This window comes from Leptospira hartskeerlii (assembly GCF_002811475.1).
In the GTDB taxonomy this organism is placed as follows: domain Bacteria; phylum Spirochaetota; class Leptospiria; order Leptospirales; family Leptospiraceae; genus Leptospira_B; species Leptospira_B hartskeerlii.
The window spans coordinates 184,032-201,606 of the sequence record NZ_NPDL01000003.1; the positions used below are offsets into that span (position 1 = coordinate 184,032).

At 39.9% G+C, this 17,575-nt stretch carries 17 protein-coding genes; 9 read left to right on the forward strand and 8 right to left on the reverse strand.

What is annotated here, in order from left to right; all coding sequences use genetic code 11:
* Positions 1 to 15 precede the first annotated feature (15 nt).
* Positions 16 to 333, forward strand: coding sequence for a hypothetical protein (locus CH352_RS06235; protein WP_100705966.1), 318 nt, complete (start codon positions 16 to 18; stop codon positions 331 to 333).
* 3 nt (positions 334 to 336) lie between these two features.
* Complete coding sequence (locus CH352_RS06240; RefSeq protein WP_100705967.1) at positions 337 to 981, forward strand: hypothetical protein; 645 nt, start codon at positions 337 to 339, stop codon at positions 979 to 981.
* Here CH352_RS06240 and thrB read toward each other — a convergent pair.
* On the reverse strand, positions 978 to 1,955 hold the full coding sequence (thrB, locus tag CH352_RS06245) for a homoserine kinase (RefSeq protein ID WP_100705968.1): 978 nt from the start codon (positions 1,953 to 1,955) through the stop codon (positions 978 to 980). The two genes, CH352_RS06240 and thrB, sit on opposite strands and share 4 nt — an antisense overlap.
* Positions 1,956 to 2,074: 119 nt before the next feature.
* Between thrB and CH352_RS06250 the strand changes: the two genes are divergently transcribed.
* On the forward strand, positions 2,075 to 3,532 hold the full coding sequence (locus tag CH352_RS06250) for a sodium:solute symporter family transporter (RefSeq protein ID WP_100705969.1): 1,458 nt from the start codon (positions 2,075 to 2,077) through the stop codon (positions 3,530 to 3,532).
* Here the strand turns inward: CH352_RS06250 and CH352_RS06255 are convergent.
* The 5 genes from CH352_RS06255 to CH352_RS06275 all read right to left on the reverse strand — a co-directional run bounded on the left by CH352_RS06255 (position 3,507) and on the right by CH352_RS06275 (position 9,179).
* Positions 3,507 to 4,322, reverse strand: coding sequence for an alpha/beta fold hydrolase (locus tag CH352_RS06255; protein WP_100705970.1), 816 nt, complete (start codon positions 4,320 to 4,322; stop codon positions 3,507 to 3,509). The two genes, CH352_RS06250 and CH352_RS06255, sit on opposite strands and share 26 nt — an antisense overlap.
* Positions 4,307 to 5,296 (reverse strand): hypothetical protein, encoded by a 990-nt coding sequence (locus CH352_RS06260; RefSeq protein ID WP_100705971.1) that lies wholly within the window; start codon positions 5,294 to 5,296, stop codon positions 4,307 to 4,309. Before CH352_RS06260 ends, CH352_RS06255 begins: the two co-directional genes overlap by 16 nt.
* A 4-nt stretch (positions 5,297 to 5,300) precedes the next feature.
* Entirely contained in the window at positions 5,301 to 6,518 is a 1,218-nt protein-coding gene (locus tag CH352_RS06265) for a pyridoxal phosphate-dependent aminotransferase (RefSeq protein WP_100705972.1), read from the reverse strand.
* 17 nt (positions 6,519 to 6,535) lie between these two features.
* Complete coding sequence (locus CH352_RS06270; protein ID WP_100705973.1) at positions 6,536 to 8,230, reverse strand: DNA repair helicase XPB; 1,695 nt, start codon at positions 8,228 to 8,230, stop codon at positions 6,536 to 6,538.
* Positions 8,231 to 8,306: 76 nt separating this feature from the next.
* Positions 8,307 to 9,179 (reverse strand): aldose epimerase family protein, encoded by an 873-nt coding sequence (locus CH352_RS06275; RefSeq protein ID WP_100706248.1) that lies wholly within the window; start codon positions 9,177 to 9,179, stop codon positions 8,307 to 8,309.
* 170 nt (positions 9,180 to 9,349) lie between these two features.
* Between CH352_RS06275 and sppA the strand changes: the two genes are divergently transcribed.
* From sppA to CH352_RS06305, 6 genes are read left to right on the forward strand one after another with little or no spacing between them, the layout of a single operon-like run.
* Complete coding sequence (gene sppA / locus CH352_RS06280; protein WP_100705974.1) at positions 9,350 to 10,345, forward strand: signal peptide peptidase SppA; 996 nt, start codon at positions 9,350 to 9,352, stop codon at positions 10,343 to 10,345.
* 23 nt (positions 10,346 to 10,368) lie between these two features.
* Complete coding sequence (locus CH352_RS06285) at positions 10,369 to 11,787, forward strand: MBOAT family O-acyltransferase (protein ID WP_100705975.1); 1,419 nt, start codon at positions 10,369 to 10,371, stop codon at positions 11,785 to 11,787.
* A 22-nt stretch (positions 11,788 to 11,809) separates the two neighbouring features.
* Positions 11,810 to 12,427 carry a hypothetical protein gene (locus tag CH352_RS06290; protein ID WP_100705976.1) on the forward strand — a complete coding sequence of 206 codons (618 nt, stop codon included), beginning with the start codon at positions 11,810 to 11,812 and terminating at the stop codon, positions 12,425 to 12,427.
* Positions 12,424 to 13,404 (forward strand): PP2C family protein-serine/threonine phosphatase, encoded by a 981-nt coding sequence (locus tag CH352_RS06295; protein WP_100705977.1) that lies wholly within the window; start codon positions 12,424 to 12,426, stop codon positions 13,402 to 13,404. The genes CH352_RS06290 and CH352_RS06295 overlap by 4 nt, the downstream gene beginning before the upstream one ends.
* 50 nt (positions 13,405 to 13,454) lie before the next feature.
* Positions 13,455 to 13,742 carry a hypothetical protein gene (locus tag CH352_RS06300; RefSeq protein WP_100705978.1) on the forward strand — a complete coding sequence of 96 codons (288 nt, stop codon included), beginning with the start codon at positions 13,455 to 13,457 and terminating at the stop codon, positions 13,740 to 13,742.
* Positions 13,743 to 13,758: 16 nt separating this feature from the next.
* Positions 13,759 to 15,069: a hypothetical protein gene (locus CH352_RS06305; RefSeq protein ID WP_100705979.1), complete on the forward strand. Its 1,311-nt coding sequence runs from the start codon at positions 13,759 to 13,761 to the stop codon at positions 15,067 to 15,069.
* On the opposite strand, the gene glpK is transcribed toward CH352_RS06305, so the two are convergent.
* Complete coding sequence (gene glpK / locus CH352_RS06310) at positions 15,070 to 16,563, reverse strand: glycerol kinase GlpK (protein ID WP_100705980.1); 1,494 nt, start codon at positions 16,561 to 16,563, stop codon at positions 15,070 to 15,072.
* Between the two features lie 32 nt (positions 16,564 to 16,595).
* Complete coding sequence (locus CH352_RS06315) at positions 16,596 to 17,552, reverse strand: MBL fold metallo-hydrolase (RefSeq protein WP_100705981.1); 957 nt, start codon at positions 17,550 to 17,552, stop codon at positions 16,596 to 16,598.
* Positions 17,553 to 17,575: the final 23 nt, after the last annotated feature.

Here is a 17,575-nt window from a genome sequence, read left to right on the forward strand (position 1 = left end):
CGGAGGTTTAGGTTTATGAACGTAAATGGGATACATTCGGGACAGTATCCGGTGACTTGGTCCCCGGTACAGAAAGAAGTTAAACCCGAACAGGAACAGGTCGGAGATGTATTGGAAATCCAAACTGCCGATCGGAAAGGAATCAAATTGAAAAACGAGCATGGCGCAGATGAATTGGTAATGAAGCCGAGTCCAGTAAGTGCAGAAGAAAGATTGAGCCAAGTAATCAGTCCCGAACAAATGAAGGATCTTTTATCTATGATCGTAAGTTCCAGATTTAGCTCGGTCTCAGAAATGAAAACCGGTCGCGGTAAGATAGATTTAAAAGGCTAAAACTTGGCTTTTGAGTTAGGTCTTGTATTTTCACCCAAGCTGGATTTAGCCTTAGGCGTCCTGTCACTCATTGCAGTTTCAGGAATGGGATTCTTTTTTTATTGGGAAGTTCTTCGCCCGTATGCCGCCAAAACACGCCCAAGCCAAATGGACCCTCCTGAAGAAGGAGATACCTACGAAATCGTAGTTCCGGAAAGCACCAGATTTTATAAATTTTCAGTTGGGCAAGTCTATGGAGACATCCCTACCCTCTGCAAGTCCATTCAAGATGATCACCTAGTATTCGTATTGAAAAAAGGAAAAGATACGGAAGATTATGATATTCTAATCAATCGTTCCGGTCCTGCGATAATGAAACCTCCACGTATGCAGCATTTTGCTAAAATGGAATCCCAGGAAAAATTGGAAAGCCATGAGATCATTGGACAGACTGCATCTTTTAGGATCTCTGATAAGATCATCAAGGATCGTATGACCCAATACTTCGAGATAGGAATTACTTCTAACTTTTTTGTGAATAAACTTGGAAAGGAAAGAATGAAATTCATATTCTCCGTCCAAAAGATCCATCCTGGACTTTCTACCCGGTCCAGGGATAAAAAAGGTCTCTATTCTTTCGGAAAAGAAAGATCTTCTGAAGAAGATTAAGAGATCTTTTTAAAAGAGATTTTAGCTCCACCAGTATCGGGAGAAAGACGAACTAACCTGCAGGTAATCCCTGATTTTTCGGAGAATTGTTTTGTAAGCTCTGAGAACTTTTTCTCCAGACGTTTGGAATCCTTTCTTCTTGTATAAACAAGAACGGCGGGACCACTTCCTGAAAGAGAAACGCCTATTGCAGATTTTTCGATTTCTTGCACTAGAGGCAAAAGTGGAAATTCGGAATTCATTCTGTAAGGAGTATGGATCTTGTCTTCCAACGCCCTTTTTAGAAGTCCAGGTTCTCCGGATTCTAAAAATTCCCACCAAGTAGACATTCTACTTAAATTAAAAATAATATCAGAAACAGGATAAGTATCCGGAAGACATTTCCTGGAATGATTGGTTGAAATCTCCAATTCAGGAATGAGAAAGAAACAATGTATATTCTTAGGGAATTTCTTCTTAAAATAATAAAGTTTATCTTCTGCAAAATAAGAGAAAACAAATCCTCCTAAATAAGCAGGAGTTGTATTGTCAGGGTGACCCTCGAGTAAGGCCAGTTGGTATAAGAACTCAGATTCGCTCGGAAGTTTTGTATCCGGGAAATATTTTTCATGAGCGAATCTGGCAGCAGAAAATCCAGCTACCACTGCGCTCGCACTGGATCCCAAGCCACCCTTTAAAGGAAGTCCTAATTCCATAGTCACAGAATAAGGAACGGGAGAAATAGATGACTTAGTTTGGGAAGATATAAATAAGGAAAAATACGTTTTATAAGATTGTAAAACTAGATCCTCATCATCCGTAAACACAGGTGCAGAAGATCCTTTAACCTTTCTAGTAAACTCGGAAGTTTTTCCGAATTCAAAAATAAATTCGTTATAGATCTGGAACGCCAACCCCAATAGATCGAAGCCGGAACCTAAATTGGCGGAAGTTCCCGGAACCTTGATTTGGAATTTATATTTTGGCGCGCTCATAACCGAGTATCCGGATTTTTCTGCCATCTTTTGGGAAATTCTCCGATCGTCATTTGCTTTTCTAAAACAAAAAGAATTCTGATTTGCGCATAAATTCCAGGAAGAAAGAATGCTCGCGTATGCATTTTGCTTGGTCCGATGCTCTGGTTTTATTTTTTTATTTTGGGATCGTTCTGTATTCCGGTTATAAATCCGGACGTAATAGTTCAGAATCTAAGGAATTCTTCTTAGCGAACAGATCTCTTTCTTGGGTTCCGCTTTCACTTTCCATTGTAGCGACGGAAACCTCCGCATTGACCTTTCTTTCCGTTCCTGGAATTGCTTATTCAGGAAACTTTACATTCTTGCAAGTTGTGTTCGGATATATTTTAGGAAGAACAGTCGTTGCATTAGTATTGATCCCACTTACCTACCATCATAATTTTCTCTCCGTTTACGAATGGGTAGGAACCAGATTCGGAAGAAAGTCCCAAAAAACAATGTCAGGTCTTTTTTCAGTGACTCGAATTTTGGGAGACGGCGTCAGACTTTACGCATCCACACTTCCAGTTGCGATGTTACTGGAGCTCGGACTTCCTAAAATTCTACCATATTCATTTAATCAGTACTCGATCGGAGTTTGGACCTTAGCAATAGTCACATTGATCACCGTTTTATACACGATGCAAGGTGGATTCAGATCCGTCGTCTGGGTAGACACATTACAATATTTTGTATATGTATTCGGTGGAGTATTTGCACTCTTTCTTCTTTACCAATCAAGTCCGGAACCATTAACAGTTATCTCTTCCGCTTGGGAAGGAAACAAACTTAGGATTTTGGAATGGGAGAATACTTCTGCAACTTACTTCCTACCTTGGGCAGTGCTCGGAGGAGCCTTGCTTAGTTTAGGGACGCATGGCGCAGACCAAATGTTTATCCAAAGATCACTTGCCGCGAAAAACGTAAAAGATGCTCAAAAAGCAATGATCAGCTCAGGAATTGCAGTTTTCTTCCAAATGGTATTATTTTTAGCAATCGGGACTTTCTTATTCTACAAATTTAACGGACAAACAATCGCACAAGACAAAGTATTTTCTAAATTTCTAATAGAAGAGGTTCCAACGCCGTTCTTAGGGCTTTTACTTTCTGGGATATTGGCATCCACTATGTCTACATTATCCAGTTCCATAAACTCGCTATCTTTGACTGCAAAGGCGGATTTCGGTTGGAATTTAGGAGGACAAAAGGTTTCCTCTATATTCTTCGGGATGTTGCTTTTCTTTAGTTCCTTCTTCTTTTTCTCCCTTCCTGAAAATTATACAAAAGGACTTTTGGAGTTAGGACTAAAAATCTCTTCTTTCACTGTAGGTTCGATGGTTGCGGTGTTCTTAACGGAAGTGATCCCTTTCTTGCGAAAAAGAATCACTGTTTCAGATCTTGGATTAGCTTTGGCATTAGCAAGTTCTATCTTAGTAACTGGAATTTCAGGAACAGTGAAAAATTACAATTTCACGGTTCTCGTTCCACTTGGGATGGTCTTATTCTGGACTTTCGCTTTAATCGCAGGGTTTATTTTCCCGAACCGGAAACAATAGAATCCATAAAGGAAGAAAGGATCTTACGAAATTCTTCCGCTTTCGTGAAATGGATATAATGATCTCCGCCTGGGATCGTTTCAAATTTGGCGTTCGGAAAATATTCCAAACATACGATCTTATCACTTGTGCGGAAATATTCGGAATCTCCGCCGATGATAAACATTACCTTTCCTGAATATTGCTTGCTTACGTCGGAAAACTCAGATCGGAACATATTTTTAGAATGTGAGATTGCATCCACATTCAATTTCCAGCGATATTGACCTGATTCCGTTCTATCCAGGTTCATTAGTAAAAAGTTTCGAATAAAAGGATTCGATACGAAATGAGAGCTAACCGAATCTATTTCTTGCCTGTTCTTAAAAGTAGAAAGATCCGTTCTTAAAACTGCAAGTTCGCCGTCGTATTTAAATTCATAGTCTCTAGGCGCAATATCTTGGATAATTAGATCCTCTACCCTTTCAGGGTATCTAAGAGAGAATGTCATTGCGACTAAACCTCCCATAGAATGACCGAGTAAAATTACTTTATTCAGTTTATGATCTTCTATAAATTCCTTTATATCTTCCGCCATTGCACTTAAAGAATGTTCTGAAGAATGAGGAGAATCTCCGTGGTTTCTGAGATCCAGACTGTATACTGTGGAATAATGGCTTAAAAAATCGGCAACGCTTACCCAGTTTTTGGAAGAACCGAATAGTCCGTGTAATATTAAAATGGGAGTAGTAAGGGTTGCAGTTTCTTTAGCTGGATATTCTTTAAAGAAAAGTTTCACTTCTTTAAACATTCCTCTTCTATCACTTTGAGCTTAGAATAGAACTTCTTTCCGTATCTTGAGGGTAGTTCTTGCACTTTATTTCTAAAATTTTTAAGCACTGATTCTTTAGGAAGTTTCGTATCACATACCAAGGTTTCTCTGTCTTTGGAAAAATGAAGTAACCGTTTTTCTAAATGAGAAGAGAAGATAGGAGCATAGTTTCCGTTCGGCTGAAGAAGTAAATATTTCAACCTACGACTTTCCTCGTCTTGCAAAACACAAATTGGATCTCTTCCGCATCGGATCTCAGGTGTATACTTTACAGCCAAGTAAGCTGCAAAGTCCCCGGGCTTAGAATTTGGATATGCTTCCGCTACTTTCCAAAAAGTTTCCGGTCTTACTTTTAATTTAGAACCTTCCGGTGCATTGGATAATATGTCTGTCCAAGTTCCCGTTTTAGAATATACTCCAAGTTCAGTAGGATTATTCTTTAAAAGATCTTCTAACTTCTGTCTGGATTTGGATCTATATTCAGGAGATTGTAAAACTTCTGCATATCTTTGCAGAACAACTAACCTACGGATCTTTAGGAACAAATACTCGTTTCCCTGGAAGATAGGACCTTCTTCTATTTTTGTTAAATAGGTAAAAACGGATTCTAACTCGTTCGGTCCTGAATCTTGGTAGAGAAGTTTTTCGATTGCTTTTGTGATAACCGGATAACTTCCCTTACTTCCCATTCTAAATAGGGAACGGGAATCTGCCCAACCGGTGAGTCCGTCTTTGTCTGTGAGTAATTGGAATTTGGAGTCTGCTTCCTTTTGGTTTTCTGCGGAGAGAATTTCGCCAAAAGAAAGTTTACGCAGCACTTCCGATTTTTTTTCCGGGAACAGATATAGTTCCGTTCCCGGATCTAAAACGATGTACTGCTTTCTGCCTTGAGCAGAAATGGAGAATGTACAGGCCGCGATCAGTATTAGATATACTAACCGGAGTAAATACATTCTTTTAACGGGAGAAGTCCTTTATCATTTCGGAAATTCTTGCGACACCTTTTTTGATATCTTCTTCTCCCATCGCATAAGATAGACGAAGTGCATTATCGTCCCCAAATGCAATCCCTGGAACTGCTGCTACTTTATACTTATCCAGAAGATGAGCACAGAACAATTTACTCTTGCTCGTCTCTGAACTTGCTGCCTGCAGTTTTTTGAAACCGTCCGTTTCATAAGCTCCAGTCAGATACGGAAATACATAGAATGCACCTTGAGGAACATTCACTTCCACGCCTGGGATCTCATTTAAAAGTCCGACGATTAGGTCCCTTCTCTTTTGGAATGCTTTAGCCATTTCGGCCACACAAGCCTGGTCTCCAGTCAGTGCGGCTTCTGCGGCAGCCTGGGAAATAGAAGAAGGATTGGATGTAGACTGGCTTTGGATAGTATCCATGTTTTGGATAATATGCAAAGGTCCCGCACCATAACCGATCCTCCAACCTGTCATGGAGTATGCCTTGGACACTCCATTCGCAACGAATGTAAGCTCTTTCAGTTCAGGAGAAAGCATTGCCAGATTTGAAAATTGGAATCCGTCAAAAACGATACTCTCATAGATATCGTCGCTTAAAACCATGACCTTATGTTTTAAGATCACTTCTCCCAATGCTTCCAATTCTTTTCTGGAATATGCGGAACCTGTCGGGTTGGACGGAGAGTTCAAAACCACTACCTTTGTTTTAGGTGTGATCGCTTTCTCAAGTTGTGCAGGAGAAATACGGAAATTGTCGGCTTTGCTGGTAGGAACAATGACTGCCTTACCTTCTGCCAGACGAACTATATCAGCATAGCTTACCCAATAAGGAGCTGGGATCACGACCTCATCTCCGGGATTTAAAGTAGCTAAGAAGAAATTATAGATAACCTGCTTACCGCCAGTTCCTACAATAATCTGGTTTCTGGAATATTCCAGTCCATTATCTCTTTTGAATTTAGTGATGATTGCATCTCGGAGTTCCACCGTACCGGAAACGGCTGTGTAACGGGTCATTCCCTTATCGATCGCTTTTTTAGCAGCCTCTTTAATATGAACCGGCGTCTCGAAGTCAGGCTCTCCTGCTCCGAAACTTACGATGTCTTCGCCTTTCTTTTTTAGTTCTGCCGCCTTAGCGCTGATTGCTAAAGTGGGTGAAGGCTCGATCACATCTAGCCTTCTTGCGTTCCATTCCATTTAGACCTCTTTTTTTATTATGCTCCGACTTTCTCTTCGAGGGATTCCCCGAATTGGTCCAGAGTGTATATTTCGTATTCGTAACCTTGTTCCGTAAGGAAAAGTTGTCTGTTCTGACCGAATCTTTCTTCGTTTGTATCTCTCGAAATCAAAGAATAGAAAACTGCAGTATTATCTTCGCCCTTCGGTCTTAAGATACGTCCCAAACGTTGCGCCTCTTCCTGACGAGAACCGAAAGTCCCGGAAACCTGGATGGCAATATTCGCATCCGGCAAGTCGATGGAGAAGTTTGCAACCTTGCTCACTACCAAAGACTTGATCCTACCCGATCTGAAGGCATCGTACAATTCCTGTCTTTCTCCCAAAGGAGTTTTTCCTGTGATCAAAGGAATTTTGAACGTTTTGGAGATCTCTTCCAACTGATTGATGTACTGTCCAATCACGAGCAAATGAGACTCGGAGTGCTTTTTCATGATCATCCCGATCGCTTTTAACTTTTCAGGATTTTCTGAGGCTAAGCGGAACTTCTCTCTATCGTCTGCGATAGAATATCTCATACGAAGATCGTCTTCCATGGAAACGCGGATCTCTTTACATTTTGCTTCTGCGATCCAGGATTTGCTTTCCAGTTCTTTCCAAGGCACATCGTATTTTTTAGGCCCGATCAAACTGAATACATCCTCTTCCAATCCGTCTTCTCGAACAAGAGTCGCAGTAAGACCCAATCTTCTTTTTGCCTGTAATTCGGAAGTCATTCTAAATACAGGAGCCGGAAGTAAGTGAACCTCATCATAAACGATAAGTCCCCAGTTATTCGCGCTGAATAGATGGAAGTGGGTGAAATCTCCGCCCTTTTTCTTTCTGTGCGTGAGAATATTATAAGTAGCGATTGTGATCGGTTTGATCTCCTTCACTTCTCCGGAGTATTCCCCAATATCCGATTCAGGAATATCTGTTTTGTCTAAAATTTCGTTTTTCCACTGACGGATAGAAAGTGTGTTCGTAACCAGGATCAGAGTTTCTGCTCCCACGATCTGCATCACACCGATACCTACGATAGTTTTACCGGCACCGCAGGGAAGTACCACTACTCCGGATCCACCTTCGTTTCCACCACCAGCATGGAATACTTCCACGGAGGCTCTTTGGTAGTCTCTCATTCCGAACTTTCTTCCGGACTTGGTAGTAGGTCTTAGATTGAATCCATATTTGTTTCCTTCGTCATAACCTGCAAGGTCCTCTACGGGGAAACCGATCTTGATCAGCGCCTGTTTGATATGGCCTCTGAATTCTTTTTTAATATAGATCTTATCGTTCTCAGTCTTTTCTATATAAGGCTGAACAGCTCTATGATTAGAGATCTCTTGTAAAAATCCTTTTTCGTTGGAGATGATACAAAGATCTCCATTCTCTTCCTTGACTAGTTTTACTTTTCCGTATCTTCCGATCTGTTCTTTGATCTCGTTGACTACGTTTTTCGGAACTGAATATCTAGAATATTTTTCCAAACATTCTACGATCTCGTCTGCACTCATTTTGATAGATGCAGCGTTCCACAAGGAAAGAGGAGAAATTCTATAAGTGTGTAGATACTCGGGACTTTTTTCTAATTCCGCGAATTTAGCTACGACTAGCTGGCAAGCTTCGAATTCAGGATTGTCCACCTCTAGAAGCATAGTCTTATCACTTTGTACGATTAACGGTTTACTCACGGCGTGGAATCTCCCCTAAAACTTAGACTGAAAATGACCCCTTCCTTGTCAAGAAGAAAGCGATTATAAGGCCGAATCATAACGATCTCACCAAAATCCTGAATTCTCCGAAGGTTTCGGAGTGACCTTTTAGCTCTTTTAGATCCTGCCCTGACAAGAGAGCATTACCGGGAGAACTACAAGGTTCGACTGCGATTGCGGAACGATCCGGCTTTGTATAAATTTGATAATACTTTAATGAAATTTGTCCTTCTTCCGGTGGAGGACTTAAAACAGTGATGGAGTATTTTTTGGTTCTATTCTCCAAAACAACTCTAGGTTCTTTTCCGTAGAACAAATGATCTAGGCTTGGAATATTATCCCCTTCTAAAACGGAAGAAATTGGATTGGAAATAAATGGTTGTATTGGAACTAAGTCTTCACCTAATTCCAAATTTTTGTCTAGATGAAGACTAAGTTTCCATTCTTCATCATTTTTTCCTAAACTTAAATATGGATGATAGCCGTAAGCAAATCGAATAGAATCAGATCTTAAATTATTAAATCTAGTCTTCACACTTAGGAGAGTCCCGGAAGAAGTTTCTTCGATTGAATATTCTTCTCGGATTGCAACTCCGGAAAGCGGGGAATCCTTCCATTCTTCCGGAAAGTTCACTCTGAACTCTGCGCCTTTTTGGTTATTCTTCAGTTTCAAAAGTTTTCTCTCTAAAGAATGTACAAGGCCATGAACCGGAAACTGGTTAGGATCTCGGATCAGCTCCTTAGCATTCCAGTCCTTTCCGTTTAGAATGAATTCTTTTGAAGCATGTCGATTCACCCAAGGAAACATTAGAAAATTACCGGATTCGAATACACTTAGTTTTTTATCGTAAGGAAGAATGATCGGAAAACTTTCCTTTGTGATTGGATGAGTCCAGTCCCAAGAAAACCATTGGGTACCGTCGGTCAAAAAACGAGAGTTCTCCGTCCGAAATTCATACATTGCGGGAAGGAGGTTGGGAAAACTAGCTGAGAGGGAAAGTAAAAAACGGATATGAGACTTTTTTTTGGACGCCAAACAGAAAGGAAAGGAATTGAAGCGATACCTAGGCCTCCCAGAATGGGACATGAGGCTTGCTAATGAAATTCCTATTGCATAAATCCCTTTTATTTGTATTAGGAATCTTGTTTTTAAGCCAATGTTTGTTTCTTTCTTTTCCGAACCAATCTTCTCCGATTCCCAAAGAAAAACTAGTCACCGGTTCTTCTACAGAAAGTCCTGATAAAATATTACTCATCCCGATTGAGGGCGAGATCTCCGGACAAAAATCCTCAGGAGGAATTTTAGGTGGAGAAAAGGACAGCATTGTCAGCAGGGTCAAAACCTATTTGTCCATGGCAGCAACAGATCCTGCTATCAAAGGGGTGATCTTAAAAATAGATTCTCCAGGCGGTTCCGTTACTGCGAGCGATCTAATTCATCACGAAATTTTAGAATTCAAAAAGAAGAAGAATGTGCCGGTCCTCTCCCTATTCATGGACACCGCTGCTTCCGGTGCATATTATCTGAGTATGGCAACTGACCATATACAAGCTCATCCTACTACAATCACAGGTTCCATTGGAGTTCTTAGATTTGGGATCAATGCGAAAGAAGCATTAGACAAACTTGGGATCAAAAGTAGCACAATTCGTTCTGGTCCAAACAAGGCTACAGGCAATCCTATAGAAGAATTTACTCCGGAGCAGAAGAAAGTTTTCCAAGATATCATCATGGAGAATTACGAAAGGTTTTTGAGTATTATCAAAAAAGGAAGACCTAAACTAAAAGAATCCGACCTTAGAAAACTAGCGGACGGAAGAATTTACTCTGCAAACCAAGCATTGGAAACAGGACTCATTGATTCGATCGGTTATTTCGAAGACGCAGTGGTTCAAGTGACTAGACTTCCCGGTTATAAAGCTTCTTCAACACTTAGTCCAAGGATTGTATTCTATTCTTATAAAGGACCTCAACCGGAGAACTTCTACCAAATAGACAGCAATACAGGAACTGGTCCTACAATTTTGGAATCTCTGTTGCCTTTCCGGATCTCTCCGGATCATAAATTGCATTATCTGTTCTCACCCGAATAAGGTTTTTATAAAATAATTCTAAAATGCTTTTTAACTCCCTACCCTATCTAGCTTTATTTTCGCTTACATTCTTATTGTATTGGAGTCTTCCTCAAAAAGGAAGAAAGCCTTTACTTTTAGTTTCTTCTCTTCTTTTCTACTTTTATTCAGGTGCTGCATTTTCGATCCACTTTTTACTCGTGATCGCAGTAAACTTCTATTTTTCTCTCAAACTTTGGAAGAATAAAAGAGAAGGTAAATCCACATCTAAACTTCTAACTTGGATCATAGTTCTTAATTTTGTTAACCTAGCATTCTTCAAATATTTCTATTTCTTTCTGGATTCACTGGACTTCTTTACAGGTTCATTGCAATTTTCAGAATTCGGAAAAGGGATTCATATACCTCTTCCTCTCGCGATCAGCTTTTATACATTCCAATTGATCGCTCTGCAGGTGGATATTCATAGGGACCATGTTCCGGAAAGAATTTCTTCCATAGATTATTTCTTATTCATTCTATTCTTCCCTCAATTGATCGCAGGACCGATCATGAGGACTACTGACTTCCTTCCTAAGCTAGACAAACCTGCAATTGATTTCAATCGAGTTCAATGGGGGATTTTTCTTATTCTTTCCGGTCTATTTAAGAAGGTAGTGATTGCTGATAATATCTCCGGGATCATTTCCGGAATTTACCAGCATCCGGGAGAATATAATTTTTTCAGTTTATATCTGGTAACATTCGGATTTGCCTGCCAAGTGTATTGTGATTTCAGCGGATACACCGATATGGCAAGAGGTTCCGCATACTTACTTGGTTATGAGATCCCTGAAAACTTCAGAGGACCTTTCCTTTCTCCAAGTTTCAGAGAGTTTTGGGGACGCTGGCATGTTACCTTATCCACTTGGCTGAGAGATTATCTATATATTCCATTAGGCGGAAGCAGGGGCGGATTCTGGAGAACGCAAGCGAATTCCATGATTACAATGACTTTGGGTGGCTTGTGGCATGGTGCAAACTTTGGTTACGTGATTTGGGGCGCTTATTTAGGTCTGATCCTGGGAGCCGAAAGATTTTTCTCTCCTGGCGATCCTAAAAAGGAAGAAGAACCAAGAGGATGGAAACGTTTCTGGAAAGTGGCGCTGATCATCCATTTATTTGCGATCTCAGGTATCTTCTTCCGAACTGCGGCCGCGGGTAAAAATTCGCTCAGTTTGGCTTGGGACTATTTTACAGGTTTCTTAAATATCATAGGCGGAAAAGCATTGGTACGCTGGGAAGAATTAGCTGCGTTCATTTTATTCACCTTCCTATGGAATGCGGTTCAATATTATCCAAGCATTAGAGAAAAAATTCAGATTAGATTCCGTTGGTTATTACCTTCCTTCTCCTTTGTTATACTTTTATTAATGGGTATATTCGGGGACGGTGGAGGAGAGTTTATTTACTTCCAATTTTAGGAGCGGCCTCTAAGATTTTCCAATGAAAGATATACTCTCGGCCTTAAGGATACTTGTACTTCTTTCTTTTTTTTCCGGATGTTTTCCACCTTCTTGGATCAGAGAGCTTCCGGAAAGACCTGAGTCTTCCAGCGATATGACTCTGAAGGGAACATATAGTAAGAAACTTCCTCCCTTTTCCCCTTTAACCTCAGTAACTTACAAGGAAAACCAATCTGAAAAATTGGAGTTTTCTACTTCAGAAAAATCATTCCAAAAATACTACTTGAGGGAGATCGAAGAAAAAGGAGAAATCCGACGAATCCAGATAGAAGGGTCCGGAAAATATGAGTCTCGGGGAAATTGGCTTTTACTGATCACACAAAAGATCAAAAAGGAAGAATCCGTTTGGAGAGACGGAAAACAAATCTCAGGTCCTGAAATAAATTTCCTGGAAACTTCCCACAAACTATTATATCATTACGATCCTTCTAACGATTCTTTAATCCCTATGATCTATGAATCAGGATACAGAGAAAAACCTTTTGGTGTCGTGGAAGGGACAAATACACCGTATGCAGAAGATGAATTATTCAAGATCTCTCGCAGGAATTATTCTAAGAAAGAATACCAAGGCCATGCCTATTTCAAGGTAAGATGAGAAGTTCCACTACGATCAAACATTATTTTAAAGATGCTTGGCCGGTTTTGATCGTGCTAAATCTTTCCATTTTAGGCAGTTTGGGAATAGGGCTTAAATTTTATACTCTACCAATTAGAGTTCCGATCGTTTTAATCTTAGTATGTTGTTTCACCTTATTCATTAATTTTTCCGCATTCGTTTTGTTTATCACGGAAAAGATCCTACCTAGAGAGCAGGAATTCGGAAAGATCATCAAACGATTCCGTAGAGGGGACAGTAGGATGCAAAACTACGTTCTTCCTTTGGATTATGTGGATGAAAATTACGAGATCCGCGGAAGATGTATGACCTATAACCCGATCGGAGGGGACTTCTATAATTTCTTAAAAGACAAAGAAGGAAATTATTGGATGGGGATAGGAGACACTTCCGGTCACGGATATGTTGCCGGACTCTTCAGCCTAATGATCATGAACCAAATGGGCCATCTGGTTCATAAATTCGAAACTCCACATGAGATCATAGACCAAATATTAGAACATTTGGAAGAAAGAACCAACACTTATCCTCATATTCACCGTAGCTTATACGCAACTTTCCTTTTAATGAAGGCTGATAGTAAGGGGAATTTTCTACATTCAGGAATTCATCCAAGCCTAGTTTTGTATAAGAGTAAAGAAGACAAAACGTATGTGGTTAGCACGGACGGAAAATTCCTTTCTACTGTGATGAATTCACCTCTAAAAAAACCGAAACCTTCTCAAAGTTTTAAGATGGATAGGGACGATATATTGTTCTGTTTCACTGACGGATTATTCGAACAAAAGAACAGAAGTATTGGCGGATACTACGGAGAAAATTTATATAAATTTCTGGAAACAGCTCCTAAGAAGAATATCCGTAAACTCATAGACGATCTATTTTCCGACGTAGTAAAACATACAGGCGGAAGAATACAAGACGACATGAGTCTTCTAGTGATCAGAAAATTTTAAGAACTTAATTTACTCTTGAACAAACGGAAATAATCGGCGATTCTGTAAGAATGGACCATGAATATTGGGTCGTAAGACTTTCAGGAATCCTAGTCTGGAACGAAAGAGACATTCGTAAAATTCTCCGCGTAGTTTCCGATAGTAGCCTTGTCACAGGACTCACGGAAGAAGAGACACTGGACTTTTTACAATACGGCTTTGAAGAAGAGTTAGATTCCTTAAAACAGACTTACGACTGGATCCAATTTAAAAAACAACTGGTTTCCAAACTTTCCAAAAGAGAGACAAAGGCGCCAGGTCTTTCCGTCTTACATCCGGATCTATTCGAAGAAGATTGATCTTTTCACCGTTCCCATGATCTACTTCGAGGGAGAGAATTATCATTTTTTATTCTGCAATCCTGATTCTGTAGCAAGAGTACATTCTAAAATTGCTCCTTTTTATGATTTTCCATTAAATCAAATTGAAGAGCTACCCTATCTCTATTCTCAACCTGCACTCATTCCTAAGTTCCTTTATGAATTAGAATATGATCGTAAAATCACTCCAAGCTCCGCAATTAAAACGCCTCCGTATTTGAAATTTACAGAAGGATTACTCTATTCAGAGGATTCTAAATTCCCTAAAGAATCTCAGGAAATCGTTGAAGAAGTTCGCTATCCGATTCGTTCGAATCCTTATAGTGTTGTAGGAACTCCAACAGCTCGGTCTCCTAGGCCGGTCCTTATAACCCGAGAGAATCTACAAACACAAGTGGGAAGTATCCAAACTGGAAAGTTTATACTCAATAGAATGTTCCGAAGAAGAATGTTCGCAACTAAATACCTCTCCCTCAGAGATATAGTGAACCCTGAATTGAATGAAGAGGAAGTGATCAAAAAAATTGAAGAATTATACTTTGATCCAGAAAGCAAAACCTATCTATTTCGTTTAGTAAAAATTTTATATGCTGGAACTCCTACGGAAGAGCAAGGATTAGTTTCTAATCTATTTACTTATGAGATAGAATTCGCAAAATTTCTGAGAGATAGGATCTTTTCTATCGAAATACTTCCATTAATACATGGGCCATTCTTAAATTCTATTTTAAATAAATTGGATGAAAGGATCTTAAAATTTTCCGTTTCGAAACTTTCTCCCCCTGTTCGTAAAATGGTAGAAAAGAATGTATCGAAAAATAAATGGAAACAGATCTTAGATGGCCCTAGTAAAAAGCCTGAACTTGGAGAATCTTTTCCCGAAATCGTAGAGAAAGAGATCTTCAGACGTTTTTCCAGAAGGATCTATTATGAAGAAGGGAATTTTCCTGTATATAAGAACCTGTCCCGCAATGGGAATTCTGCAGATGAAGAAACTTTTAAGATAGAAATCGAATTTGAAGGTTTCCCTGCAGATAAATACAATTTAAATAGATCTTCTATCGAAATAGAACTCTACGCTATTACAAAGAATAAAATACTTTTTCGATTCTTAAAATATATGGATATTATAAGGATCGATATTTATCTTTCGAAGAAGGAAAGAGATCAGTATGAATTTTTTAAAATCTCTGCAGATTCTATTATTGAAATCCCTAAGTATGATCAGGCAAAACTGATCATAGGAGCAGGCATCAATTCCGAAAGAAAACCTTTGGAGTTTAGCCTGCTCTCTTTCTCTTACTAATCAGGATTCAGAGGTAAGGATCCTTTTTACCGAATCCTTCCAGACTCGGATCTCTTTTTCTCTTAAACTGGAACTTAATTTAGGAGAAAACTCCTTACTAGTTTTTTGGTTCTTCTTCAGATCATTTACGGAAGAATAAAAACCTCTTTCCAATCCTGCGAGATATGCTGCTCCCAAAACTGTGGTATCCAGGTTAGAAGGCCTTACGATCTTCTTACCTAAAATATCGGCTTGGTATTGCATAAGCCAATTATTGGCAGTCGCTCCACCATCCACTTTTAGAACTTTCAATTTAGAGCCGGTATCATTCTCCATTGCTTCCACTAGTTCATAAGATTGTAATGCAATAGATTTTAATGCAGCCCTAGTGATCTGTTCTTGGGTAGTATCCCTAGTCAGACCCAAAATTGCCCCTCTTGCATTCATATCCCAATAAGGAGCGCCCAAACCGGAAAATGCAGGAACAAATACTACATCATCATCTTTAGTCACAGAAGCAGCCATCTTTTCCGAAAGTTTAGATTCCTTAAAGAATCTGAGATTGTCCCTCAGATACTGGATCACGGCTCCACCTATAAAAATAGAACCTTCTAAACAATAGACTGTTTTTCCTTCCGGCCCACATGCAAGAGTTGTGATCAGGTTATTTTTAGAAATTTGTAATTTGTTTCCAGTGTTGAATAATAAGAAACATCCGGTGCCATATGTGTTTTTTGCCTCTCCAGGCTCTGTGCACAATTGTCCGAATAGCGCTCCTTGCTGGTCTCCTACTAGGGAAGAAATTGGAATACCATCGGGCAATCCTTTTACACCTTCCGTTCTCCCAAACAAACTGCTGGAGTTATGTGTTTCGGGTAGAATTGATTCAGGTATTTGTAATATCTTTAATAGTTCCTTGTCCCATTCTTTCTTTTCAATATTAAAGATAAGTGTTCTACTCGCGTTTGTATGATCCGTTTTATGGGCTTTTCCTGCAGTTAAACGATACAATAAATAAGTATCTATAGTTCCGAATAAAACCTTTCCTTTTTCTGCTTTTGCGCGAACACCTTTCACATTGTCCAAGATCCATCTGATCTTAGTCCCGCTGAAATAAGCGTCGACGACCAGGCCTGTTTTTCTTCTGAATATAGGCTCTAAACCTTCTTTCTTTAATCCGGAACAGAAGTCGGAGGTCCTACGGCATTGCCATACGATCGCGTTATAAACAGGCGCGCCTGTATCCTTATCAAATAATACCGTGGTTTCTCTTTGGTTGGTGATCCCAATCGCAACCGCTTTTTCAGGTTTTAACTTTCCATTGCGGATCGCTTTAACGATCAGCTTTTCAGTTTTAGCCCAGATCTCTTCAGGGTCATGCTCCACCCAACCTGGTTTTGGAAAGTATTGTTTAAATTCGGAATAAGCGCTCGAGATCACTGCCCCCGATTTATTAAAACAAAAAGTACGTATACCTGTGGTACCGGCATCTATTCCGATGATATATTCACTCATTCGAACTTCTCCCTGATCGATTGAATTAAAGATTAAATTTGGATTTCCAGACCTTCTCTTGCCATGATAATCTCTAATTGGTTGTCAGGATCAAACATTTCTTTGTATTTAATCGCACGTAGATAGACTGCATCCAATTTTTCGTCATCATAAGAAGGATCATGGTGGAACATTACTAATTTTTTAACATTCGCTCTAAGAGCGATATCAGTCGCCATGGAAGCAGTGCTATGCCCCCAATCAATTTTCTGCAAGGACTCTTCAAAAGTGTATTGAGTATCGAAAACGAGAACATCCGCACCTCTGAAATAGTTTAGATAATCTTCTATATTTTCCATCTCGTCCAAATTGAATTCAGCGTCTGAAGCAAAGATGAGCGCCTTACCGTCTTCTTCAAATCGATAAGAAAAACTTCCACCTGGATGCCGAACTGCTTTAGAAATGGAGGTAATAGAATCAGTGACTCTGAATGCCCTACCTTCCGGAACATGTCGAAAAGTTTTTTCCGCTTGGAACCCATCGAAAGGAACCGGAAAATGAGTGAACGTGTGTTGGTATCTCAATCTTTCTTCTAAATTTTCTACAGAACTTACAAATTCGAATTTATTGCCTGGAGTATACAAAGGAACGAAGAATGGAATTCCTTGGATGTGGTCCCAATGAGTGTGGGTGAAGATCCAAACCGCTTTTCCTTTTCCGGAAGCGTAACCCTCGTGTAAGATGGAGTTTCCCAGTTCGCGGAGCCCTGTACCACCGTCTATGATAACAAGTTTATCATCTTTATCCCGGATCTCAATGCAGGTCGTATTTCCGCCGTAAGTGCTCCAGTTAGAGAGTGCCAAGGAGTCTAAAAAGTCCTCGATTGCCTCCGGACTTTGCAGGTCGGACGGAGATGCCAAGCTTAGTATCCTAAGAATTTTAGATCGAATCAGGTCTCCCTGAACGGGGGAAGAAATGGAGCCCCGCACTCCCCAGAATTTGATCCGCATACAGTTTTAAATATCGTCCGAAA